Origin of the sequence: Parafrigoribacterium soli, from assembly GCF_040227235.1 — a bacterium.
Taxonomy (GTDB): domain Bacteria; phylum Actinomycetota; class Actinomycetes; order Actinomycetales; family Microbacteriaceae; genus Parafrigoribacterium_A; species Parafrigoribacterium_A soli.
On the sequence record NZ_JBELNZ010000003.1, the window covers coordinates 370089 to 394034 of the forward strand.

The 23946-nt window shown below is 64.8% G+C and carries 21 protein-coding genes; 11 read left to right on the plus strand and 10 right to left on the minus strand.

Annotated features, from left to right (window positions below):
• From hemQ to hemE, 6 genes are all read right to left on the minus strand, one after another.
• The gene (hemQ, locus tag ABUA37_RS10035; RefSeq protein ID WP_349899056.1) at positions 1–708 is read right to left on the minus strand and encodes a hydrogen peroxide-dependent heme synthase; all 708 of its coding nucleotides are present in this window, start codon (positions 706–708) and stop codon (positions 1–3) included.
• A gap of 149 nt (positions 709–857) precedes the next feature.
• Positions 858–1085, minus strand: coding sequence for a DUF3618 domain-containing protein (locus tag ABUA37_RS10040; protein WP_349899057.1), 228 nt, complete (start codon positions 1083–1085; stop codon positions 858–860).
• A complete protein-coding gene (locus tag ABUA37_RS10045) occupies positions 1082–1504 on the minus strand; it encodes a phage holin family protein (protein WP_349899058.1) in 423 nt (140 codons plus the stop codon). The genes ABUA37_RS10040 and ABUA37_RS10045 overlap by 4 nt, the downstream gene beginning before the upstream one ends.
• Before the next feature lie 8 nt (positions 1505–1512).
• Positions 1513–1821, minus strand: coding sequence for a YtxH domain-containing protein (locus ABUA37_RS10050; protein ID WP_349899059.1), 309 nt, complete (start codon positions 1819–1821; stop codon positions 1513–1515).
• A gap of 68 nt (positions 1822–1889) precedes the next feature.
• Entirely contained in the window at positions 1890–3161 is a 1272-nt protein-coding gene (locus ABUA37_RS10055) for a protoporphyrinogen/coproporphyrinogen oxidase (RefSeq protein WP_349899060.1), read from the minus strand.
• Complete coding sequence (gene hemE / locus ABUA37_RS10060) at positions 3148–4209, minus strand: uroporphyrinogen decarboxylase (RefSeq protein WP_349899061.1); 1062 nt, start codon at positions 4207–4209, stop codon at positions 3148–3150. Before hemE ends, ABUA37_RS10055 begins: the two co-directional genes overlap by 14 nt.
• A gap of 17 nt (positions 4210–4226) precedes the next feature.
• On the opposite strand from hemE, the gene ABUA37_RS10065 reads away from it, so the two are divergent.
• From ABUA37_RS10065 to ABUA37_RS10075, 3 genes are all read left to right on the plus strand, one after another.
• On the plus strand, positions 4227–5495 hold the full coding sequence (locus ABUA37_RS10065) for a glutamyl-tRNA reductase (RefSeq protein ID WP_349899062.1): 1269 nt from the start codon (positions 4227–4229) through the stop codon (positions 5493–5495).
• A 316-nt stretch (positions 5496–5811) separates the two neighbouring features.
• Entirely contained in the window at positions 5812–7521 is a 1710-nt protein-coding gene (locus ABUA37_RS10070; protein WP_349899063.1) for a cell wall-binding repeat-containing protein, read from the plus strand.
• A 191-nt stretch (positions 7522–7712) separates the two neighbouring features.
• Positions 7713–8609 carry a glycoside hydrolase family 16 protein gene (locus ABUA37_RS10075; protein WP_349899064.1) on the plus strand — a complete coding sequence of 299 codons (897 nt, stop codon included), beginning with the start codon at positions 7713–7715 and terminating at the stop codon, positions 8607–8609.
• A gap of 332 nt (positions 8610–8941) precedes the next feature.
• Here ABUA37_RS10075 and ABUA37_RS10080 read toward each other — a convergent pair whose 3' ends face one another.
• On the minus strand, positions 8942–10087 hold the full coding sequence (locus tag ABUA37_RS10080) for a glycosyltransferase (protein WP_349899065.1): 1146 nt from the start codon (positions 10085–10087) through the stop codon (positions 8942–8944).
• Positions 10088–10336: 249 nt separating this feature from the next.
• Between ABUA37_RS10080 and ABUA37_RS10085 the strand changes: the two genes are divergently transcribed.
• From ABUA37_RS10085 to ABUA37_RS10105, 5 genes are all read left to right on the plus strand, one after another.
• The gene (locus ABUA37_RS10085) at positions 10337–11728 is read left to right on the plus strand and encodes a lipopolysaccharide biosynthesis protein (RefSeq protein WP_349899066.1); all 1392 of its coding nucleotides are present in this window, start codon (positions 10337–10339) and stop codon (positions 11726–11728) included.
• A gap of 487 nt (positions 11729–12215) precedes the next feature.
• Positions 12216–13046: a glycosyltransferase family 2 protein gene (locus ABUA37_RS10090; protein WP_349899067.1), complete on the plus strand. Its 831-nt coding sequence runs from the start codon at positions 12216–12218 to the stop codon at positions 13044–13046.
• Positions 13043–13999, plus strand: a complete 957-nt coding sequence (locus tag ABUA37_RS10095; RefSeq protein ID WP_349899068.1) for a glycosyltransferase family 2 protein — start codon at positions 13043–13045, stop codon at positions 13997–13999. The genes ABUA37_RS10090 and ABUA37_RS10095 overlap by 4 nt, the downstream gene beginning before the upstream one ends.
• A gap of 279 nt (positions 14000–14278) precedes the next feature.
• Positions 14279–15355 (plus strand): glycosyltransferase, encoded by a 1077-nt coding sequence (locus tag ABUA37_RS10100; protein WP_349899069.1) that lies wholly within the window; start codon positions 14279–14281, stop codon positions 15353–15355.
• Between the two features lie 121 nt (positions 15356–15476).
• A complete protein-coding gene (locus tag ABUA37_RS10105) occupies positions 15477–17732 on the plus strand; it encodes a hypothetical protein (protein ID WP_349899070.1) in 2256 nt (751 codons plus the stop codon).
• A 13-nt stretch (positions 17733–17745) separates the two neighbouring features.
• Here the strand turns inward: ABUA37_RS10105 and ABUA37_RS10110 are convergent, their stop codons facing one another.
• From ABUA37_RS10110 to ABUA37_RS10120, 3 genes are all read right to left on the minus strand, one after another.
• Complete coding sequence (locus ABUA37_RS10110) at positions 17746–18603, minus strand: hypothetical protein (RefSeq protein ID WP_349899071.1); 858 nt, start codon at positions 18601–18603, stop codon at positions 17746–17748.
• 191 nt (positions 18604–18794) lie between these two features.
• On the minus strand, positions 18795–19697 hold the full coding sequence (locus tag ABUA37_RS10115) for a serine hydrolase (RefSeq protein ID WP_349899072.1): 903 nt from the start codon (positions 19695–19697) through the stop codon (positions 18795–18797).
• On the minus strand, positions 19694–21745 hold the full coding sequence (locus ABUA37_RS10120) for a M13 family metallopeptidase (protein WP_349899073.1): 2052 nt from the start codon (positions 21743–21745) through the stop codon (positions 19694–19696). The genes ABUA37_RS10115 and ABUA37_RS10120 overlap by 4 nt, the downstream gene beginning before the upstream one ends.
• 121 nt (positions 21746–21866) lie before the next feature.
• Between ABUA37_RS10120 and ABUA37_RS10125 the strand changes: the two genes are divergently transcribed.
• The 3 genes from ABUA37_RS10125 to ABUA37_RS10135 all read left to right on the plus strand — a co-directional run bounded on the left by ABUA37_RS10125 (position 21867) and on the right by ABUA37_RS10135 (position 23870).
• Positions 21867–23186 (plus strand): uracil-xanthine permease family protein, encoded by a 1320-nt coding sequence (locus tag ABUA37_RS10125; RefSeq protein ID WP_349899074.1) that lies wholly within the window; start codon positions 21867–21869, stop codon positions 23184–23186.
• Positions 23187–23374: 188 nt separating this feature from the next.
• On the plus strand, positions 23375–23620 hold the full coding sequence (locus ABUA37_RS10130; RefSeq protein ID WP_349899075.1) for a DUF2249 domain-containing protein: 246 nt from the start codon (positions 23375–23377) through the stop codon (positions 23618–23620).
• Positions 23610–23870, plus strand: coding sequence for a hypothetical protein (locus ABUA37_RS10135; RefSeq protein ID WP_349899076.1), 261 nt, complete (start codon positions 23610–23612; stop codon positions 23868–23870). Before ABUA37_RS10130 ends, ABUA37_RS10135 begins: the two co-directional genes overlap by 11 nt.
• Positions 23871–23946 lie beyond the last annotated feature (76 nt).

Here is a 23946-nt window from a genome sequence, read left to right on the forward strand (position 1 = left end):
TCACGCCAGTACCTCGACGATCTCGGCGGTGCCGATGCGGCGGCCCGTGTAGAACGGCACCTCTTCGCGCACGTGCAGCCGGGCGTCCGCGCCGCGTAGGTGGCGCATCAGGTCGACGAGGTCGACGAGCTCGGGCGCCTCGAGGGCGAGGATCCACTCGTAGTCGCCCAGCGCGAACGAGGCCACCGTGTTCGCGAGCACCTGCGGGAAGTCCGCACCCATCCGGCCGTGGCGCGCCAGCATGCCCTTGCGATCCTCGTCAGGGAGCAGGTACCAATCGTAGGAACGCACGAAGGGGTAGACCGTGAGCCACGCGGCGGGCTCCTTGTCGCGCATGTATGCCGGCAGGTGGCTCGCGGTGAACTCCGCGTCACGATGCACGCCCATCACGTTCCAGGTCGGGAGCAATGGTCGCAGCAGGGGCGAGCGGCGCAGTTCCCGCAGCGCCCACTGCAGCGTCTCCGGGGCACCCCCATGCAGCCAGATCATGATGTCCGAATCCGCCTTGATCGACGAGACGTCGTAGAAGCCGCGCACGGTCACGCCGCGCGCCTCGACCGCCGCGACGGATTCATCGAGTGCCGCGACGATTGCCGGGCCCTGCGTGGTCGACGGCGCAACGCCCGGATCGCGGCGCAACACCGCCCACAGGGTGTAGCCGGAAACGGACGTGCCTGAAGAAGCCAGAGCCTCTGCTGTGGTGCTCATGCCGTCTATCCTCCCTCGCGCGGACGCGAGATCAAAAAGCGGCGCTGCTTCTGGTTTGTTGTCGTGCTCGTTTTACTGGGGTCCTGAGCCTGTCGGCGGCCACGACCGTCGCTATGCTCGGCCCTCCGGCAGGCTCGAGGACGGACCGTTCAGTCGTCGCCGAAGATCGCCCAGGCCACGAGACCGCCGACGACGACGATGGCGGCCGTGGCTCCGATGATCCACGGCACGGGGTTGTCTTCATAGGAGGCTTGAGCCTTCTTCGCGAGCCTGCTGGCCTGCTTCGGAACGTTCAGCTTGTCTTCGATGGCGTCGAGCGTCTCTTCGAGCTCGGCGCGCGTCTCGGAGATGGAATCTTCAGCGGCTGGGGTGCTCATAGCTTCTCTCGCTTCCCGGTGCCTTTGACGGCATCCACGTCTTTCTTGACACTGCTAATGGTGCGCGTGGGCGTGGGGGGCACGCCCCGCTTCAGTTGCGCCGCACCGATCCCCGCGAGTACGCCGGTGATGACCAGCAGGGCCACGGCGACGATGAGGGCGGCGAGCCACCCTGGCAGGGCTTCGGCGATACCGAGTACGGCGGCAGCGATCAGAACCGCAAAGGCAAAAAACGCAAAGAACGCCGCGGCGGCGAACAGCCCGATACCGATGCCCGCGTGCTTGATTTTCCCGACCAGCTCATTCTTGAGTTGGTCGATCTCCTCACGAATGAGGTCGCCGAAGAGCCGGGGCAGGTCGGCGAGAAGAGCGAACAGCGATCGCTTGGCGGAGCGCGTCTGCGCGGGTGTCTCGCTCATGGGTTCTCCTATTTGGAGCTGGACGACTTCGAGGCAGGCGACTTTGCAGACGTAGACGTTGCGGGCGTCGACTTAGCGCGCGCCGAGCCGCTGACCTGGGATGCAACCTTCTTGGCGCCATCACTCAGGAACTCGACGACCTCGGGCGCCTTGTCCTTGGCAAAGTCCTCGGCCTGCTTGACCTGATGCTGCACCCTGGGGTCGTTCCACAATTTGCCCGCGGTGCGCTTGATGTCTTCGTAGCGCTCACGGCCGGCGCGAGCACCGAGCACGTAGCCCGCGGCAAGACCGATCGCCAGCAAGAGTTTTCCGCGCATGATTCCTCCGTTCAGGTTCCGCCCGGTCGCGGCGGAATGGTCGGTTCGTCAGTCAAGCGTAGCTCCGCCTACTGGGCGAGGTCTGTGAGTAAACTCCCAGACTCACGACGCGCCTGGCCGATGACGGCTGCGAGCCCAGCCCCGGCCACGGTCTCACCGATGACCGTGACGCCGCTCGGTGCCGCGTACCGCTTCGCCGGCTTGGCCCACTGAACGCGATCGAAGCCGAGCACCTGCTCCGGCTCGATCGTTACGCCGAGCAGGTTCGCGGCATCCGCAGTGGCCTGTTCAGACAAATCTGAGGGAGCGGCAGCCGCGTCATAGGAGAGGCGCAGCACGTGGGTTCCTGACTCGACCCGCGCGGCCAGCCACGGCCACTTCGCCGTGGCATGAGTGAGAGCCTTCGCCCGGATGCCACGGGCGGCGGGAGCAACGAGAAGTCCAGTGCCCCGCGGTGCGGCATCCAGTCGCGGTGACCGCACGACGAGGGTGGCGAGCACGATGCCCGCCTCGGACTCCTCGGGGTTGCAGGCGAGCACCACGCGATCGGCCTCGATCACTTCGCCGCTCGCGAGCGTCACGCGGTCCGCCTCGATCGCGGTGACCCTCGTGTTGGTGCGCACCTCCACGCCGAGGCGTTCGAGCCGGGCCGCCAGAGCCTCGACGAGCCGGAAGATGCCGCCCTCGATCCCGGCCACCGCTGAGCCCGCGGGAGCCGCGGCGCGGAGCTTCTGAACGGCCTGCGCGAGCGAGACCGTGCTGAGCAGCGCCGCCCGGAGTCCGGGCGCCACGACGTCGACATCGAGGTCGTCGGGGTGGCGCGAGTGAACGCCAAGCGTGATCGGGGCGACGAGTTTGTCGAGAACGGCCGTGCCCATCCGGGCACGCACGAGACCGCCGAGGGTGCGCTCCTTCGCGCCGCGATACGCGAGCAGGGAGTCGAGTTGCGCGCGAAGGGCCGCGCGCAACCCGACGACGGCGATGACATCCGCCGCCAGCGGAGTGCTCGGGATGCCGAGGAGTCCCGCCTTGGGCAGCGGAACGGCGCCGCCCTCCGCGCGCTGCAGCCACGCTCCGGCGGGGTTCGGCTGCGCGATCTCGTCTCCGAGGCCGAGGCCGTCGGCGAAGGAGCGCACCATATCCCGCCTGGTCGCGAAGCTCTCCGCGCCCGCGTCCAGTTCGATCCCTGCGACGCTGTGCCTGGCCACCTTGCCGCCGAGCACAGCGGATGCCTCCAGCACCGTGACGCGCGCCCCGCCGACTGCGAGATCGCGCGCTGCGGTCAGGCCGCCGATGCCACCACCGACGATGATGATGCGCGCCGGGCTACTCTCGTCCACCGTGCACCAGCTCGACAATGCGAGTGAGGACGGCCGGATCGGTGTCGGGCGGAACGCCGTGTCCAAGGTTCAGCACGTGGGAGGGAGCCGTTGCGCCGCTCGCGAGTACCTCGCGAACGTGAGCTTCGAGCACGGGCCACGGGGCCGCGAGAAGCGCGGGGTTGATGTTGCCCTGCAGGGGCACGGTGCCGCCGAGTCGTCGGTTCGCCTCGGCGAGCGTGATGCGATCGTCCACGCCGATCACATCCGCGCCGACCGCGTGCATGGATCGCAGAAGCTCGCCCGTGCCGACACCGAAGTGCACGATCGGCACACCCAGGTCGTCGACGGCGGCGATGGCCGCGGCAGAGTGCGGCGCGACCGCGCGTTCGTAATCGGCCACCGAGAGAGAGCCGACCCAGGAGTCGAACAGCTGCACGGCACTGGCGCCCGCGAGCACCTGCGCACGCAGGAAGGCACCGCTGACCTGGCCGGCCCAGGCGAGAAGCGCGTTCCAGGTGGCGGGATCGGCGTGCATGAGCGTGCGCGCCTTGAGGTGATCCTTCGACGGTCCGCCCTCGACGAGATAGGCGGCGAGGGTGAATGGTGCGCCCGCGAAACCTATCAAGGGGGTTACGCCCAGCTCGGCGACCGTGCGTGCCACTCCCTCGGTGATGGACGCAAGGGCATCCGGCTCGAGCGGGCGCAGGGCGGCGACATCCGCGGCGGTGCGGATCGGGGCGCCGAGCACGGGACCGCGGCCTGGCACGATGGTCACGTCGACCCCGGCGAGCTTCAGCGGCACCACGATGTCGCTGAAGAAGATGGCGGCGTCGACACCGTGACGACGCACGGGCTGCAGCGTGATCTCGCTCGACAACTCCGGATTGAGGCAGGCATCGAGCATCGCGGTCCCGACGCGCAGCTCGCGATATTCGGGCAGCGACCGTCCCGCCTGACGCATGAACCACACGGGGGTCACCTCGGGGCGCTCACCCCGATAGGCCCGGATGAGCCGTGAGTCGGTGGTGCGGCCGTCGCTGAGCGGGTGGTTTTCTTGCAGCTTCACGTGTCTAAGGTTAAGTCGTGCTTCTCTGCCTCACCGCCAACCACGAAAATGCAAGCTTCGAACTGCTGGAACAGCTCTCGATCGGTTCGGCCGCCACCGCATCCGCTCTCACCGCTCGCGATGACGTCGCCGGGGCCGTCGTGCTCGCGACCTGCAACCGCTTCGAGGCGTACCTCGACATCGACGGGGAAGCACTCGTGGCCCCTGACGCGATCTCGCTGCTGAGTTCGGCGACCGGCGTCGATACGGATGCTCTGCGCGGCTCGCTCACGGTGCTGACCGGCGAACCCGTGGTCGAGCACCTCTTCGCGGTGTCGGCCGGACTCGAATCCGTCATCGTGGGCGAGGACGAGATCTCGGGTCAGGTGCGGCGCTCGCTCGAACGCGCCCGGCACGACGGCACCACATCGTCCAGGCTCGAACTGCTCTTCCAGAACGCGTCTCATACCTCGCGCGGCGTCCGGGCGAACACGCCACTCGGCGGCGCGGGCCGCTCGCTCGTGCGGCTCGCCCTCGACCTCGCCGCCTCCAGGGTCACCGACTGGAGCACGCAACGCGTGCTCGTCGTCGGCACGGGTCAGTACGCGGGAACAACGATCGCCGCACTTCGTGACCGCGGCGCCGAGCACATCACGGTGCATTCGCCCTCGGGGCGGGGCGCGGCGTTCGCGCTGCGCCACGGCCTCGATCTCGCAGGCTCGCTCGCGGAGGCGTTCGCCGAGGCAGACCTCGTGATCACGTGCACCTCGGCCGACACCCCCGTCATCGACCTGGCCACCGTCAGCGGCGCAGCGCCCGGGTATCGCCTCGTCATCGACCTGGGCCTGCCGCGCAACGTCGATCCGAACGTCGTCGAGTTCGACGGCATCGAGCTTCTCGACCTCGAGACGGTGCAGTTGCACGCTCCACTCGAGGAACTGACGGCATCGGAGGATGCGAGGGCACTGGTCGGTCAGGCGGCGGCGGAGTTCGCGGCGCTCGAGGCGGAACAGCGGATGTCGCCGGCGATCGTTGCACTGCGGGCGCACGTGTTCGGCGTGCTCGAGACGGAGATCGCCCGGGCGCGGAGGCGCGGAGACGCGGATGGCAGCACCGAGTCTGCGCTGCGCCACCTCGCCGGCGTGCTGCTGCACTCGCCCGCGGAACGGGCGCGGCAGCTCGCGCGCGCGGGCCGGGGACAGGAATTCGTCGACGGCCTCGAGGCGGTCTTCGGCATCCCCGCGGAGATCGACGTTGACGCGCCGAGGGCGGATGCGCGGTCGGGCGACAACGCCGCCACCGCCTGAGCCTTGCACCGCTGCGGCGCCTGGTGCTCGTGGTGCCAGACCCGCGCTGGAAAACGGGCACAATCGATGCTAAGTTGAGCGACACGGGGAAGGAAGTACACGCGTTCAGAGAAGTCTGTTCGTTATACTTCTGCTTTTTTGTTTGAGCAGCTTGCGACGGTGACGTTCGCTTCTGCTTTTTGATCTTGGGGGAGATCACGTGGGGGATTCACGCAAGTACGCGCAATTTATGAGGCCTGCGCTTTCGATATCCATCGTTGCGCTGCTCTTGGTGACCTTCGGGGTGCTCTGGACCCAATCACCGTCGCGGGCTGAGATGCAGCCCTCCGCAAAGACGGCCATCGTCACGCCGTCCGGGATCACCGTCTCGCGAATTGCCGGCGCGTCGCGCTACGACGTCTCCAACGCCATCGCGTTGGCCGGGTTCCCCTCGCACGCAGACACTGTTTTCGTGACGACAGGAACGAACTACCCGGACGCGCTCAGCGCCGCACCGGCCGCGATCGCAGCCCACGCACCCCTGCTCCTGACGACGCCCGACCAACTGTTGCCCTCCGTCGCAAAGGCGATAGCCGCGCTGACCCCGAACACGATCGTGATGGTCGGCGGCGGCGCCTCGCTCTCTCCGGCGGTGGAACGATCGCTCAAAACCTTGGCGCGTTCCGTCGTCAGGATCGCCGGAAGCGACCGCTACAACACCTCGCATATGGTCGCGGACTACGCGTTCGGCCGCAGCGGTGCGAGTACCGCCTACGTCGCTACGGGCACGAACTTCCCGGATGCGCTCTCCGCCGGGTCCGCCGCGGGCTCGGCGGGCGCTCCCGTCATCCTCGTCAACGGTCCCGCGCCCCAGATCAGCGCTCAAACATCCACGCTGATCTCCAGCCTCGGAGTCTCCAGCGTGAAGATCGCCGGGGGACCTGCGTCCGTCTCGAACGGCGTCCAAAGCTCGCTGACCCGCCAGGCGAGCACAACCCGCCTATCGGGGGCGGACCGATTCAGCACGGGTGCCGCGATCAACAGCGATGCTTACAGCACCAGTACCACCGCGTATCTTGCCAGCGGATATAACTTCCCAGACGCGCTTGCCGGTTCGACGCTCGCGGGGATCTCGAATGCTCCGCTGTTCATCGTGCCCCCGCAATGCGTGCCTCAGAACATTCTTGACGAGCTGAAGTCTCTGGCGGTACAGAAGGTCGTCGTTCTCGGCGGAACGTCTGCGCTCAGCCCCGCGGTCGAGAGTCTCGTCTCGTGCACGCCGCCGCCGCCGAGCAGCTCCATGCCGCCGAGCAGCTCCATCCCGGCGAGCAGCTCCATGCCGGTCGGTAATCTCCCCGGGTGGAGACAGGTCGGGGCTCAGGACTTCACCGCCACGGCGGCGACCGGCCAGATCGGCAACGTCTACGGAACGGCCGTGCGCGGCTACTCCGGTCTCCTGGATACATCCAAGAATGGAACCTACAACCCGGATTCGGTTCTCTCCGTGTCGAATGGCATCCTGGACTTCTACCTGCACACCGCATCCGGCCGGCCCCAGGTGGCGGCGGCCGTGCCCTTCGGTTACTCGGGCCAGACGTATGGTCGCTACTCCATCAGGTTCCGCTCCGACTCCCTGCCCGGCTACAAGATCGCGTTCCTCCTGTGGCCTAGCAGCGACAACTGGAACGAGGGTGAGATCGACTGGCCAGAGGGTGACCTGAATGGCAAGATGAGCCCCGCATCAGCGATCAAGGGCTCGTACACGAGCACGAGCGGCATGGCGTTCGACGCCGTGAGCCCCAGAAGTTGGTCCGCGACTGACTCCTCGAACTGGCACATCGCGACGACAGAGTGGACTCCGGGTAGCGTCAAGTGGTACTGGGACGGCGTCCTGGTCTCGCAGACAAGTAACCGGGCCGGAGTTCCCAACACGAATTTCCGATGGACGCTGCAGGCAGAGACCCAGATCGGCGCACCTGCGCCCGCACCGAGCGTTGCTGGTCACCTGCAGGTAGATTGGGCAGTGCAGTACGCTTACGCACCCTGATCTCTGTCCATCCGCGACGATGGGCCTTCACACCAATGACTGCACCATCACGACTAGGGGATAGGGCCGCTAATTGAGACACAATTCTTGGGCCGCCCGGGGCACCGAGAAGGCATCGGAATTCGCGGATCGCTTCGTGTCCGGTCGCTCGCCGCTGTGTGACTCGCTGGCCGTCTTCTCTCGAGCACGCGATGTCGGCTGAGCCCAAGAGAACACGAGGCGATACCTGGCGTCAGCGACTGGTCAGGGTACTGATCGCGGTATTCGCCGTCGCCGCCGTCGTGAGCGCGGTGTTCATCAGTTCTCCCCCGCCGACCCCGGAGAAGGTGATTATCGCCACGCCCCTTCCTACGCCCACGAGCACGGCGAAAGCACTGGGACTGGTTCCCAGCGTCGATGCAGGAACACCGGCGACCTCCATGAAAAAGCTCGCGTTCTCCGACGAATTCAACGGGCCCACCCTCGATGTGACGAAGTGGAACACCGGTCGCTACTCCAAGACGACAAAGCGAGATGCGCCTTTCAATCCCAACTTCGAGGGCGCGTACTACGCCAGCTCCCAGGTCTCGCAATCGGACGGAAGCGTCATTCTGACCGCTGAACCATCGAAGGCGACGGTCAACGGGAAAAAGTACTACTACGCATCCGGCCTCATCCAGTCCGAGAACCACTTTTACCTGACCCCTGGCACCTACGTCGAAACGCGTGCCAAGGTCGCCACCTGTGATGGGTGTTGGGGCGCCTTTTGGGCTCAGCCCTCAAAGCGATGGCCGCCAGAACTGGACATATTCGAGTTCTTCCAACCCAAAACTCGGCCAGAGTTCAATTTCCACTTTCCGGACGGCGGCGAGGTAATTCCCTCACCGTATGGTGAGCCGAACTTTTCTTACCTGGATCAGTACCACGTGTATGGGCTGTACTGGGATGGCGTTGAGGCCACTCCCTACCTCGACGGCAAGCCGTACGCCTCGTACCCCGCGAAGACCAACATTCCGATGTACCTGCTCTTCAACCTCGCGGTCTTCGACGGGCACTCTCCCGCGCCCGGCTCAACAATGGCGATCGACTGGGTCAGGGTCTGGCGCTAAGGGTCCTGCCGTCATTCCGTGCGGCGCTTGGCACGGTGCACGTCGATACCCTATGTTTTACCTGTGTACCCACTTTAGGGGGCAGCCAGTGTTGTTTCAGCGTTCCTCAAGAAAGGTAAAGCCGCTCTCCTAGTTGACGTTTGATTCCGCCTCTTGTTGGTGCCATCACATTTTCTCCCCAGGTTCGCCTGTGTTCATCTCCCGGCGAGTAGCACAGGCACAAGTTCTCACGCGGCCTACAGCAGGTTCGGGTCGTGGCTGGGTGAGACGGCGGCCCTCCTCCGAATGGGTATCGGTCGAGGGTCGCCATTTTCTTTCCGAACAAGCTCGACTCACACCGGCGCGACGTTTGCCCGTTCGATTTCGTCGATGTACTCGTCCGCAGCGGTCTTCCATGACCGCTCCTCCGCGGACCCGCTCTCTGGGCGGCCTTCCGCGGACGTGGCGGCGCGCAGTAGTCGGACCACTTCCTTTGCGATCTGCTCTGCCCCTCCCGTCACAGTGAGCGACGCCTGACCTTCCACCTCTCGGGCTGCCGTGGCGGTGGCCACAACCGGAATGCCGGAGGCGAGCGCTTCCCGAACCGAGTTGCGAACGCCGAGTCCCTCGCGGTCCGGGAACACGGCAACGTCGGCGGCGTCAAAGATGTCTGCCATGTTGGGAACATTGGCCAGGACTTCGACCTGGCTTCCCTGCAGCTCAGTGACTGAGCGGTCAGGCTGTCTTCCCGCGATCACAAATCGCGTCGCGGGAAGGTCCCTCCATATGAGAGGAGCAATCTCTTTCACGAGAATGCGGGCGCTCTCAATATTGGGCGCGTAGTTGAGGCTACCGGTGAAGCACACAGCGGGCGGGCCATCCTGACGCGGCGCGCGCTCTGCGCGCTCCACACCGTTCGAGATTGCCCTCACCGGTCGGCCGAGCCGCGCCGACCACCGAGCAGCATCTTCGCGCCCGACGGTGAGCAGGCGCGCTCTCACAGGAATCGAGCGTTCCAGAGCAAGCACGCGACGGGCTTTGAATCGTCGGTAGTAGCCCAACAGACCCGGGCTCAGCTGCGCTTCCATCTCCATGCGCATCGACCACGGGTCAACCACCTGCAACACCAAGGGTCCCTGCACATCCCTGGCCAGGAAGGGAACGTGCTGACCGTGAAGGAAGGTTACGTCGTTCTCCGCGGACAACTCCCGAACGCACCGCCGCACCTCCGCTGCCGAACGCTCCTCGGCACTGACTTGCAACCGCGAGAAGAGGGATCGAGCCAGAGCGACCGCGTGATTTCTGGTGGCGAATGTGATGACGCGCTCGCATCGTTCGACTATCTCTGGCGGAATGCCATGGGTCGCTCCCACCACCACGAGGACGATGGACATGTGATGCGGCAGTGCCCTGATAATCTCGAATGAGATCATTGAGCTGCCATCGCCCAACTCTGGATCCCTGCTCGGTACGCCATCGGTGACCATAAGGAGTCTCACGGTCCGATGCTACCGTGCCCTGGAGACGGCGAATCCTGGCCCACGGAACGGGCAGATGGCGTCGTATCGACGACGCCCGCGTTACTCACACAAGGCGGTCGCGCGCGGCGTGCTGTCTATCGAAATGCACACCGTCAATAGATACCTATGATAGTCGAGACGAGACGAGACGCCGGTGAAAGCATGACCATGCCAGGCCTTCCTGACACGGATCCTGAAGCGAGAGATTCGGCGCTATTCGGCCGGGGCATGCTCTACGCCGTTGTGTGGTCGCTGCAGATCGTTGCGTCGATCATCGTGTCGCCGGTCCTGACGCACGTCATTTCACGCGCGGAGTTCGGGTCGCTCGCCACGGCGATCGCGGTACACCAGGTCGTGAGCGTGCTCGCGGTGCTCGGCATCGACAAGGCGGTCGTGCTGCAACGGTCGGAGGACAGCGACGGGGGAACGGCCCGCGGTCTCGTTGCCGTCGGGATAGCGATCTCGCTGCTTGTCACGCTCGTCTCCGTCGCAACCATCCCACTGTGGGAAGATGCGTTGGGCTTTGCCTCTCTGCATACCCTGTTGCTCGCGGTGATGCTATGGACGGCACCGACGGCAGCTGTCTTGGTGATCGAAGCACTCCTGCTCACCGAAGACCGGTTCCGACCCTTCGCAGCGGTAGGCCTCATCGCTGCCGTCGGAGGCCAGCTGCTCGGCCTCATTCTGCTGTTTACCGTGCGTCAGGATCCAACCGTTTACGCCTGGGGCGGGGTCGTAGCACAATTCGCGGCGATGGCGATCGGTATTGTCGCGACCCGTCCATCGCTTCGAGGTCTGATCAATTGGCCGGTCACGAAGCGGGCGATCACACTGGGCATCCCCCTGGCCTTCGCCAGCCTGTCGTGGATCCTGCTCAGCGCGGGCGACCGGGTCATCATCCAAATAATCCAGGGACCCGACGAGGTGGCGCGCTACCAAATCGCGTACATCGTGGGTTCCGTTGTCATCACTCTTCTCACGTTCACACACGGGGCGTGGTCACCGCACTTCGCGGCACTTCGTACGGATAGGGAACGCTCCGAGCTGGCTTCACGGTCTCGAGATCAGCTCTACCGACTTCTGCTGCCCACGATCATCGGCGTCACCCTCGCTTCGCCGACCATCCTTCGGGTGGTGGCTCCAGCGTCTTTCAAGCCCGGCCCGTTGACCCTTGTGGTCTTCCTGGTCGCACTCTCCGCATTTCCCGTCGCGGCAGAGCTGGCTACCGCGCAGATTCTGATCGTTCAGAGGCGTGGAAACACGATCGGCATCCTCACCGCCATCGCGGTCGTCTTCAACATCGCCCTCAATATCGTGCTCGTCCCGCTCATCGGCGTTGTGGGTGCTGCCTTCGCCACCGTTGCCGCTTTCGGCTTGCTCGCGTTCCTGCAATTACGCGCGCTTCCGCGAGAGCTGCAGTGTAAGCGTTCTCCCACGCGTCTGATCGTGGGCATCGGTCTGTGCACCCTGATAGCGGCAGGCTCGATCCTGCTCCCGCAAACTCAGCTGTGGAACCTGATCCGTTTCATTGCGGCCGTGAGCTGTCTCCCCTGGTTCTTCTGGTCGTTCAACCGCGCGCGCCGCGGGCTGCAAAGCGCGCCTGTCAAGCCGGCGAAATGAGGCGATATTCCCTGGATGCCAGGGCCGCCGCGGCAAATATCTGGCCTACCCGATGAGCAAATCAGTTCTGAGTTGATCGTTTTGCCGCGGTGAATTTGGGGCACTTCTCAGGCCCACAGATAGCACAATCGGACCCCCGCCGGTAATGCTCATGCACACCACGTTCGTGCCCGCACCTACACCGCAGCTCGCCGCCGCGCTCCCGTTGCCACGCCCAAGACCCCCAACGCTTCTTCACGAAGACCCATCACTCCTTGAGAGTTGTGACGCAGGGAGGGCTCTGGCCCCTGGCCATGAAGCCTCCACAGCCATCAAACCCGGCCGGTCACATCCTATCGCCCCGTCGCCTGAACGGCTTGCTATCCAACTCGCCGAGGCCCTACACTGAAGGCTGTCCTGACACTTGAGTCGCTTACCCCGACTCGTCAGGACTGGTCGTCCTACCCAGTCGACCAAGTAGTACCCCCGACCCGAACGGAATAGTGTCATGCCCGAAATAATTCAGTTGCATCAGCGCGCCCTGCCGCGAGTGTCCATCGTGATCCCGGCAAAGAACGAAGCCAGAAATCTCGAAATAATTCTTTCTGAGCTGCCCCCGGTCCACCAGGTGATTCTGGTTGACGGTAACTCCACCGACGACACCGTTGCCACAGCGCGCAGGGTGATGCCGGACATCGAAGTGATCCAGCAGACCCGCACCGGCAAGGGCAATGCACTTGCGTGTGGCTTCGCGGCCGTCACCGGCGACATCTTCGTCATGTTCGACGCGGACGGTTCTGCCGACCCGGCAGAGATTCCCGCGTTCGTCGACGCACTCCTGGCCGGCGCGGATGTCGCCAAGGGCAGTCGTTTTTGCGTCGGCGGCGGAAGCGAGGACATCACTCTCTTCCGCAGGCTCGGCAACTACGGTCTGAACCTCCTCACGAACGTTCTGCTCAAGACCCGGTACACCGACCTGTGCTACGGCTACAACGCCTTCTGGACCAGCGTGATTCCGTACCTCGATCTGCCGGATGTTTCCCTCCCGAAACTCGAAGACGGCCGCATGCACTGGGGCGATGGATTCGAGATCGAGACCGTGCTCACCTGCCGCGTCAAGGCCGCGAATCTCACTGTCACGGAGGTGCCGAGCGTCGAGAAGCTGCGCATCTTCGGCGTCAGCAACCTGAACGCGATCAGCGACGGTTTCCGCGTCCTTCGCACGATCTTGCACGAGCGTCCGCGCGTGCTGACGTCGCGCAGCGCTGTCTCGGCACGCCCTGCACACTCCCTCCGCAATTCGAGCAAGTCCACGGACCTGTCACTTAAATCAGCGTGATCGACCACCCGTCGGTCAGCGTCGTCATCTGCGCGTACACACTTCGTCGCTGGGATGACCTCGTTGCGGCGGTGACTTCGGCGAGCGCGCAAGCGGAAGCGACGGAAGTCATCGTCGTTATCGATCATCAACCGGAGCTTCTCGATCGCGCTCGGGAGAAGTGGGCGTCGAGCGATGTCACGGTGATCCAGAACGGTCATCAGCAAGGGCTGTCTGGCGGCCGCAACACCGGGCTGGAAGCGGCGTCAGGCGAGTTGGTCGCTTTTCTCGACGACGACGCGGCCGCCGCCGATGACTGGCTCAGGCTGCTCGTTGACTGCTTCGAGAGCGACAACGTCGTGGGAGCGGGCGGTGCCGCAATCCCCGTCTGGCCTGCCGGCAAGCCGTCGCGCACTCTGCCGCCAGAACTGCTCTGGGTGGTCGGATGCACCTATGAAGGACAACCGAAGCACCGCACCGAAGTGCGCAACGTCATCGGTTGTTCGATGCTCTTCAACAGGAAGCTGCTTCTCGAGATCGGCGGATTCAACGTCAACACCGGTCGAATAGGTCAGATTCCGCTCGGCGGAGAAGAAACAGAGGCGTGCATCAAGCTGCGCCAGCTGGACCCGCGCAACACTGTCATCTTCGAGCCGCGCAGTATTGTTCACCATCGGGTCACGCCGGATCGCACAACGTGGCGTTACTTGCGCAGACGCTGCTTTTTTGAAGGAGTTTCCAAGGCTGCACTGAGCCGCGATCTCGGACGCCAGGATGCCCTGTCAAGTGAGCGGAGCTACACCGTGCGAGTTCTTCCCCGCGCCGTGGTGCGCGAGTTGGTGCACCTGCGCTGGGCGTCCGCCTTTGCCATCGTCCTCTCTCTTGCCGCTGCCGCGTGCGGGTATGTTTACGGAATCACCCGTGTCTCGACTGCCGCTTCGATAGTCTCGACGGGTGACGCGGCCGCGAGCTGACGGAGGACGCAACCTTGACCAAGATAGGGCCACAGAGTGCCAGTACTTGAGTTGTATCCCGCGATGCCGAGCGAGCAGGGTCCGGAATGGCCCGCAGCATGCTGGGTGGGCAGCATGGACTCCGCTCGTGTTTCCGAACAGGAGAAAATTCGCCTTCACAGTGCGGATGGCTACAGTCGCGCTCGCCTGTTGATCCGGGACGGTTCGCTCGTCAGGGGGTTCGTCGAGGTCCCGGTGTCCCCCGATGGCCTCATCGACGGGTCGGCGGTCACACGGGAAATGGCATCGCTCCCACCGTCCCCACCGCGCGCGGCGGCGACAGGCAGCCCCACCTTCACGGTTGTCATCTGCACCCGGGATCGCGCGTCTCAACTCCGCGAAGCATTGAGAGCCGTTGTCGACCTCGACTACCCGCACTTCGACATCCTCGTCGTAGACAACGCATCGGCGACCACCGAGACTGCCGACCTGGTGCGGAACGAGTTCAATCTGCCAGCGGTGACCATCGCGACGGAGCCCGTGCCCGGACTGTCTCACGCTCGCAACCGTGGTCTCCACGCCGCTCGCGGCGAATTCGTCGCCTTCACCGATGACGACGTGATTGTGGATCCACACTGGCTGACCGAATTGGCAGCGGGCTTCGAGCGTGCACCCGGCGTCGATTGCGTCACCGGGCTCGTCCCGAGCGGGGAACTTCGCACGCGCACGCAAAACTACTTCGACGGTCGCGTCAGTTGGTCCAAGAATTTGGTGCCGCGCACGTTTTCCCTCGCGCGCCCGCCTGCCGATCTGCCGATGTTCCCGTTCTCGATCGGGGAGTTCGGCACCGGCGCGAATTTCGCTCTCCGGCGGAGCGCCGCGCTCACGCTGGGCGGATTCGACGTTGCACTCGGTGTCGGTACGCGAACGGGCGGCGGAGAAGACCTTGACATGTTCACCCGAGTGTTGCTCGACGGAAGAACGCTGGTGACCCAACCATCGGCGGTCGTGTGGCATCGGCACCGAGACGACCTTGCCGCGCTTCGCGTTCAAGCCAGGGGCTACGGCACCGGGCTCGGTGCGTGGCTCATGAAGCTGGCAATGAGTCCTCGGACCGCAGGCATGGCCGCGGTGCGAAGCCCCCACGCAGTCGGACGGCTCATCTCCCTCGCCTGGCGCAAACCGGCCGCCACGGCGACCGCCCCTCAGGGAAAGCCCGACGAATGGGATCGCGAAGTCTCCCGCGTGGGATGGCTCGAGCTGTTCTCGGTCGCCAGAGGCCCCATCCGGTATCTGGCGCAGCGGCGGTCCGAAAAAATTCGAGTGGCTGGAGTGCGCGAGCGACGCATCGAGTCGACGGACTTGGCAAGTCGCTAGCCGATCGGCAACGATGGTCTTTGGACGGCGATTCGTAAGTTCGCTCGCGACTTTCTCTAGCGCGACAAACCCACCATCACAGCGACTGTAAGAAGCAGATGACCGGAGAAGGCGCATGGCGATGACCACGCTCGCAGAGGGTGCGCCGGGGACGGATGAACCGCACCAGAGCATGTGGCTGACGAGCCGTCGCTTCGAGCTCGCGCTCGCGCTCAGCGGGGTCGTGGCGGCGGCGCTCGTCATCCTTAACCTCGGCGGTCCGGTGTTCGGGCTCTTCATCGTGACCGTATGGTTCCTGCTCCCTGGCTGGATCTGCGCTCGGGTCGCGCCTCTCGAGAGCCCTGAAGCGCGCCTGTTCGTTGCCATCATCACCGGCATGGCACTCGCCGCGGTAGTGAGTCTGATCATGGCATGGACGGGATTGTGGGCTCCTCAGGCCGTTGCCGTCGTCACGCTGCTGGCCGCTTCGGCCTTCATCTTTGCAACCCCGCGCATCGGGCACCCGATCCTCAAACGCTCTGAGCTCGCGGCCGCTCCCGCGCGAGATTCGAAGGCGCATCTTTTCGCCCTGATTCCCGCCGTGGTCGGAATTATCGCCATAGTTCTCTGGGAAACATCGCTCATGGGTACGGACGTGAGCGATCTGGGCAAGTGGGGCCTGCTTCCGGCCTTGCCCGTGACCTGGTACATCGCGGTGGCCCTCATGCTCGGCCTCTGCATCTGGATGCTGGTTACCCGCACCACGTTCCCCCGCTGGTACATGGTCATCGGAGTCGGCGTTCTGATCGCAATGCTGTACGGCTCTGCCAATCTCATCGAGAACTCGCCTCGGCTGGTCTGGACCTACAAGCACCTCGCCGTCACGAACTACATCGATGCGTTCGGTCACGTCGACCCCTCGATCGATATCTATAATCGTTGGCCCGGAATGTTCACGGTGAGCGCGTTCCTCGGTCGCATCGCCGGCTACCGGGATCCGCTCTCGTATGCGACCTGGGCGGAGCCTCTCTTCGCGCTCATCGACGCAGCACTCGTATTCGGAATCGCGCGCGCTCTGACGAGAAATCCCAAGATGTCGTGGACGGCCGCGCTGGCCTTCTCCCTCTGCAACTGGGTCAACCAGAACTATTACTCCCCGCAGGCCTTCGCCTACATGCTTTACCTCTCCATGTGCCTGATTGTCATGACGTTCCTGCGAAGCACACCCCAGGCGTGGATCTCTCGGTTCGAAAAGCCCCTCAGTCGAGCCTTCACGCGAGCGAGTTCCACCAAGTACGCACGTTCCAAAAAGAAGAAGAACCGGTCGGTTCCCGCTCCCGATCCCTGGTCGCTCAGCCAAGAGAAACTGCGACACCGGCTACGGATTGCCTGCATAGTGGCGGTACTGATTCTTCAGGCGATCATTACGGCCAGCCATCAACTGACGCCGTACCTGGCAATTCTCGGCCTCCTGCCGCTGATCTTCATCGGGTACATCCGGCCCCGATGGCTTGGCGTGGGACTGGTCGCAATCCCGCTCCTCTACCTGCTTCCCAACCTTGACTTCATTCAGTCCAAATATGGGTTGTTCAGCGGGTTCGACCTGTTCGCAAACGTCGGCTACACGCCCACGGCCGCAGTGCGGATCACCGATGCCGCGATCCTGGGTGCGCGCGCGGCGACGGTACTGTCGATCATCACGGTGCTGCTCGCGGCAGCGGGGTGGATACGCAACCTCCAGCAGGGCAACACGGGCACGACCATCATGGTCGCGTGGCTGGCGGTAGCCCCCATCATGGCGCTGTTCGGGCAGAGTTACGGGGGAGAAGGGCGTCTTAGGGTCTTTCTGTTCGGGGCTCCCTGGTACGCGATCGGTATCGCGTGGCTGTTCTGGTCAAAGTCCGCGCACCCCCGTCGCCTCGTACTGGGTCTAACTGCGGCCTTCGTCGCCATGTCGACGCTCTTCGTTACCGTGTACTTCCAACCTGAGGCCGACTACGCCGTTCCGTCATCGGAGGTGAAGGCAGCACAGTGGCTGGACAAGCACATTTCCCCGAACGACGGTGCGGTCCAGATCGTTGGGAACTTCCCACTTGTCGTCGGGCCGCACTATTCGTATTTCAACAGCTGGGCATCCGGAACACCGCTTCTGTCGTCACCAATCGGCGATAAGCCGTCGAAAATAACCGGGAAGACGATCGCGAAATACCTCAACCAGATCGACGTTCCACACCTGTACCTGATTTTCTCCGACGCCCAGACGGCGTATGCGCGAAACCACGAACTGCTCTCTGCGGCGCAGATGGACAGAATCGAGTCCAGCGTCAGCGACAGCTCCGCATTCCTGCGGATCTTCGATAACTCGGCCGTGCGCGTCTACGAACTGCGTCGTCCCTGAGGAACGGTGCGACTCAGCTCACCCGTGCCCGCAGGCGACTGAGGACATAGAGCGCGATGCCACCGAGAAGCAGGCACAGGGCGCAGAGGAACAAGCCGGCACGGTCACTCGGTCCCGTGAATGGAAGCGTCACGAGCTGACTGCTACACGCTCCGGCGGCGGCGCCGACTGTCACGACCCATGACGACGGGTACACCCCGTCGCCAGCATTTCGTGGCTTTGCCGTGACGGTGTACGTGCCCGGCGCCATCTCCGTGCGGCTGGCGGTGAGCTCCGTCGTTCCGATGAAGTACTGCACACGATCTTCGAACCCGGGCTCCTGCACCAGGGCGACGGTGACGCTGCCGCTCGTTACGCCGCTGACGCCACAGGTCTGGTTGGTGGCGCTTGCATCAGCCTCCCAGTCGGGATGGGAGGGGAGCTGCGGCTCGCAGGTGCCAGCGTAGGGCTCGACGGTGCGAAGCCACGGGCCGGTGTCTCCGGCGAGTTGTGCGCCACCGATCGCCGCGACCGTCACCCGGTACTCACCGGGGGGCACGACCGACTTCGCGGGCGCATTCGGGATGTTGATGTAGGTACCCGGGGCGGTACCGACGATCGTGTAGCTGATCTCGGCGGTGCCGTTCGTGACGATGTACCCATCCACCAGGAGTCCGTCACTGCCGCAGCTCTGCGCGACCGCCGACGGGGGCGTCGCGATTGGCGCGTCGCTCGCGGTGATGACTGCGGAGGGGGGCACGGGCGTCGTCTCGGCGCTCGCAGACGCAGAAACTCCCGCCAGCGTCATGCCCCCGGTCAGGAGCACGGCAGTGGACATCACCACAGCCTTGCGCAGCGTGAGGCCGCGCGAGGCATTGTGGCCTTTCGACAAGGGAAAAGCGTAGGAACGCAGGGAATGACTGACGTTCCTAAGCCGCCGGGGTAGCGACATGCAGTAATCCAGATGTACTCGATGACACAGTCGGGGTCAGCGCAACGATTCGGGTTTCGTACGCTCTAGTGCCGCAGACGACTCTATCTGTCCCCCCTTCTGCGGACAAGTACCTCTTTAAGGGGGTGGATTCAGTGCACGTATTCCAGCAGATCACTGCCGATGGTTCGCATGGCATCGATCACCCGAAGCCGTGCCTGCAGCGCAGAGTCCGTGAACTGGATCGTCACGGCGTAAGCGACTGCGGTGCGCGATCCCCGCAAGAGTCCGACCTCCGATCGCACCCCGGTATCCGTTCCCGTGACATTGACCAACTGGATGCCATGATCGATCGATCGATGCGCGAGCGGGTCGAGGCCGAAGGCACTGGCGACGAGCGATAGGTCGGAGTGTAGTGACAGCCACCCGAGCACGCGCTGGCTCGTGACGGTGTCAACGACGCGGCCTCGGTAGAGAGCGGAGAACAGCCACGCGAGTTCGGCGGTCGATCCAACCGAAAGCTGCGGCGCATCATCCGGGCCGCGGTTGTCGCGCACCAGGTCGAGGAGTGCCGTGCGGGCGAGTCCGAGCGACTCCGCCCGCGCACGCACCGAGTCGAGGCCCACCTGGCGCAGGAGCACATTGGTGGCGAGGTTGTCGCCCGTTGCACCCACGAGTGCAGCGAGGTCGGAGACGGGAAGCGCGGGAGCCTGCAGGTGCTGCCAGAGACCGCCTGCGCCTACGGCATCCGCTGGGGTCTTGTCGAGGATGCCGTAACCGGCGAAGTCCCTCGCGGTGATGCGCGCCGAGACCTCGATGAGCAGGAGCACCTTGCCGATGCCCGCGGTGGGGAGCACGATCCGGTCGTCGATCGAGAGCAGGGTCGCCCCGCTCTGCAGGTCGACGACGTTGGCCGAGACCTGCGCACCGCCGTAGGCCAGGTGGCCGAGCACGGTGAAGCTACCGGTGAAGTTCTCCACTCCATCGGCTCCGCGATGACGGCCCAGTCGCGGGGCGCGGATGCGCTCGCGACGTTCCTGGTCTCGGATGGTCACCAAATAGTCACGCGATCGCTCGGGTCGAGCCACAGCTCGTCGGTTTCGGTCACTGCAAATGTCTCATAGAACTCGTCGATGTTACGAACGATCTGGTTGCAGCGGAATTCGTTGGGCGAGTGCGGGTCGATCGACATCAGCCGAATGGCCTCCTCATCGCGGCTCTTCTGCTGCCAAGCCTGAGCCCAGGACAGGAAGAAGCGCTCGGCGCCGGTGAGGCCGTCGATGACCGGTGGCTCGGTCGCTGAGCTTGTCGAAGCGCTCGCCCCTTCGACAGGCTCAGGGAGCGTGGATGCACCGAGCGAGATGAGATAGGCCTTCCAGGCGATGCCGAGGCCGCCAAGGTCGCCGATGTTCTCGCCGATCGTGAGAGCACCGTTGACGTGATGCTGGGGGATCTGCCGCGGGGCGAGCGCGTTGTACTGCGCGATGAGCGAGGCGGTGAGCTTTTCGAACGCCGCGCGGTCCTCCTCGGTCCACCAGTCGGTGAGTCTGCCGTCGCCGTCGTACTTCGATCCCTGATCGTCGAAGCCATGGCCGATCTCGTGGCCAATGACCGCTCCGATCGCGCCGTAGTTGGCTGCGGCATCCCGCGTCTCGTCGAAGAAGGGGTACTGCAGGATCGCGGCGGGGAACACGATCTCGTTGAAGCCCGGGTTGTAGTAGGCGTTGATCGTCTGCGGCGTCATGAACCACTCGTCGCGATCGAGCGGCTTGCCGATCTTGCCGAGTTCGCGCTGGAACTCGAACTCGTTGGTCGCGCGCACGTTGCCGAGCAGGTCGGCGGCGTCGATCTCGAGCGACGAGTAGTCGCGCCACTTCACCGGGTAGCCGATCTTCGGGGTGAACTTCTCGAGCTTCTCGAGAGCGCGGGCGCGGGTGGCCTCCGTCATCCACGGCAGGCTCTGGATGCTCTGCCGGTACGCCTCGATGAGGTTGCCGACGAGCACATCCATGCTCGCCTTCGCCGCCGCGGGAAAGTGCCGCTCGACGTAGATGCGCCCGATCGCCTCGCCCATCGCGCCCTCGACGAGCGAGACGCCGCGCTTCCAGCGGGCGCGCAGTTCGGGCGTTCCGGTGAGCGTCTTGCCGTAGAAGTCGAAGTTGGTCGCCACGAATTCACTCGACAGGTAGGCGGCGTTCGAGCGGATGACCTGCCAGCGCAGCCAGTCCGTCCAGGCCTCGAGGTGGCCGGGCTCGATGAGCGAGCGCACACCATCGACGAAACTCGGCTCGCGCACCACGAGCTCGTCGAGCGCACCGCTCGGAACATCGAGCGCGTCGAGCCAGCGGTTGAGAGCGGCCCCTTCACCCGCCGCCACCTCCGACCACGTGGTGAGGTTGTAGGTCGCCTCGCTATCACGGGTCTTCACGTTGTCCCAGTGCTGCGCGGCGATCTCGATCTCAAGTGCGGCGATGCGCACGGCGCGGCCAGCGGCATCCGGAACTCCGGCGAGCTCGAGCATCTTCTGCACGAAGGGTAGGTACGCGGCACGAATGTCGGCGAACTTCTCCTCGCGGTAATAGGACTCGTCGGGCAGGCCGAGGCCGCCCTGCTCCAGGAAGACGAGGTAGCGCTCGGGGTTGCCCGGGTCGTTGTCGACGAAGAGCTGGAAGAAGCCGCTCGTGCCCTGTCGCTCTAGCGTGCCGAGGGTGCTGAGGAACGAGTCGACGGAGGTGATCGCATCCACCTGCGCCAGAAGCGGCTTCAGCGGTTCAGCGCCGAGCTCTTCGATGCGATCCTCGTCGAGGAAGCTCGCGTAGAGGTCACCGAACTTGCGCTCCTCGGTGCCCGGCTCCGCCGTCTGCGCCTCGACGATGATGTCGCGGACGGCCTTTTCGGCCTCCTCGGCGAGAATGTGGAACGAGCCGTAGCGCGCCTTGTCGTCCGGAATGGCGGTGCGGTCGATCCACTTGCCGTTCACGTGGCGAAAGAGGTCATCCTGCGGGCGGATGTTGGGGTCCAGTTCCCGGGCGTCGATGCCGGCGCTGAGCCTCGCATCCTCGCTCGCGTCGTCGTGTCGGTTCGAGGCTGCGTCTGGGCTCATGGACCCAGCCTAAATGCTCTGCGGCGGGCGCGGTCGAGCCGGCTCTTGAGCGCGCCACTGGCGACGAGGGGCCGGCGGGCAATACTCTCTGGCAAGACCTACCCAACGAGAAGGAGCATTGATGGCACTCCCCTGGAAGTTGCACGGAGACGGCAAGAACGTCGCCGCATCCGAAATCGTTCTACCCGAAGAACGGCTGAGCTGGCCGCGAACGATCGGCTTCGGAGCCCAGCACGTCGTCGCCATGTTCGGCGCGACGTTCCTTGTCCCACTGATTACGCACTTCTCCCCGAGCACGACCCTGCTGTTTTCGGGAATCGGAACACTGCTGTTCCTGATCATCACGCAGAACAAGCTGCCCAGCTATCTCGGTTCGTCGTTCGCGTTCATCGCGCCGATCACGGCGGCGGTGGCGTCCGACGGCAAGAGCGTCGCGCTCGGCGGCATCCTCGTCGTCGGTGTGCTGCTGGCTATCGTGGGCGTGATCGTGCACGTGGCGGGGATCGGCTGGGTGAACGCGACCATGCCGCCGATCGTCGCCGGCACCATCGTGGCCCTCATCGGCTTCAACCTGGCACCAGCGGCGAAGACCAACTTCGAGAAGTCGCCGCTCATCGCGGTGATCACACTGCTCGCCATCATCCTCATCACCGTCCTTTTCAAGGGGATGATCGGGCGGCTCTCGATCGTGCTCGGCGTCGTGGTCGGCTACCTCGCCGCGGTGCTGATGGGTGAGATCAACTTCAGCGGCGTTGAGAAGGCGGCCTGGATCGGGCTGCCGGAGTTCATCACGCCGTCGTTCAACTTCGCGCACTTCCCGATCTACCTGATGTTCCTGCCGGTCGTGCTCGCGCTCATCGCCGAGAACGTCGGACACGTCAAGGGCGTCGGGCAGCTGACCGAGCGCGATCTCGACCCGGTGATCGGCCGCGCGCTCTTCGCCGACGGCCTCGCCACCGTGATCAGCGCGATCGGCGGCGGTTCGCCGACCACGACGTACGGCGAGAACATCGGCGTCATGGCCGCCACCCGCGTCTTCTCGACCGCGGCGTACTGGGTCGCCGGCATCGTGGCCATCCTGCTCGGCCTCTCGCCCAAGGTCGGCGCGGTCATCTTCACCATCCCGCCGGGCGTGCTCGGCGGCGTGACGACGGCGCTCTACGGCCTCATCGGAATCATCGGCGTGCGCATCTGGGTCGAGAACCGGGTCGACTTCAGCAAGCCGAAGAATCAGTTGACCGCCGGTGTCGCCCTGATCATCGCGATCGCCGACTTCACGCTGCACGCCGGAAGCGCGAGCTTCAGCGGCATCATCCTCGGCACCGTGGCCGCGCTCGTCGTCTACCACCTGATGAACCTGCTGGGCAGGCTGCGCGGCACGGATGTCAGCACGGTTGCGGCACCTCGCGACGACAACACGGCGGAGCCGGTGCGAAAGTAGCCGCGCTTGGAGTTCGCCGAGGTGGCCCTTCGACGAGCTCAGGGAAGGTGTGGAATCAGAACAGTGGCCGGGTGCAGAGCGCGCCCGGCCACTGTTTTTCCCGGCACTTCGGTAGCGCAATTCTTTTGGAGGAGTTCTATCATCTAAATAGCGCGATCCTCGCGTGCCCTTCGAACCAGGAGATCTCTATGCCAGACGCATCGCCCGAGTCCACCGATCTCGACGTACGCACGCTGCCGCACGGCGCGCGCCACAACATCATCTTCGGCAAGCTCGGTGAGCTCGAGCCCGACGGCGTCCTCGTCATCGTCAACGACCACGACCCGCTGCCGCTGCGCTACCAGAGCGAGTCGCTGTGGCCGGGACGCTACGAGTGGAACTACCTCGAAGAGGGCCCCGTGACCTGGCGAGTGGCGATCCGCCGTGTCGGCTGAGCACGATCACCATCACGCTGACGACGACTCGGATGTCGAGGCCGGCGATCCGAAGGATGTGGTCGACGGTCTGACCCGCGTGCTCGCGCACGCCTGCCGCGCCCTGGCCGACGCGGGTCAACCGCGCGCCGCAGGCAAGCTCGCCGCCGACGGCTGGGTGCTGCTGCGAGAGTCCCACGAGCGGCAGGCCGAGCGACTCGACGGCACCATGCACTACACGGCGCGACTAGAGGCCCAGCAGAAAGAATGAGTCACAGGGTCTCGATACGCTCGTACCTCGCTACGCGACCGGCGTAGTCCGCGGATCGAGTAGCGCGCAACGCAGG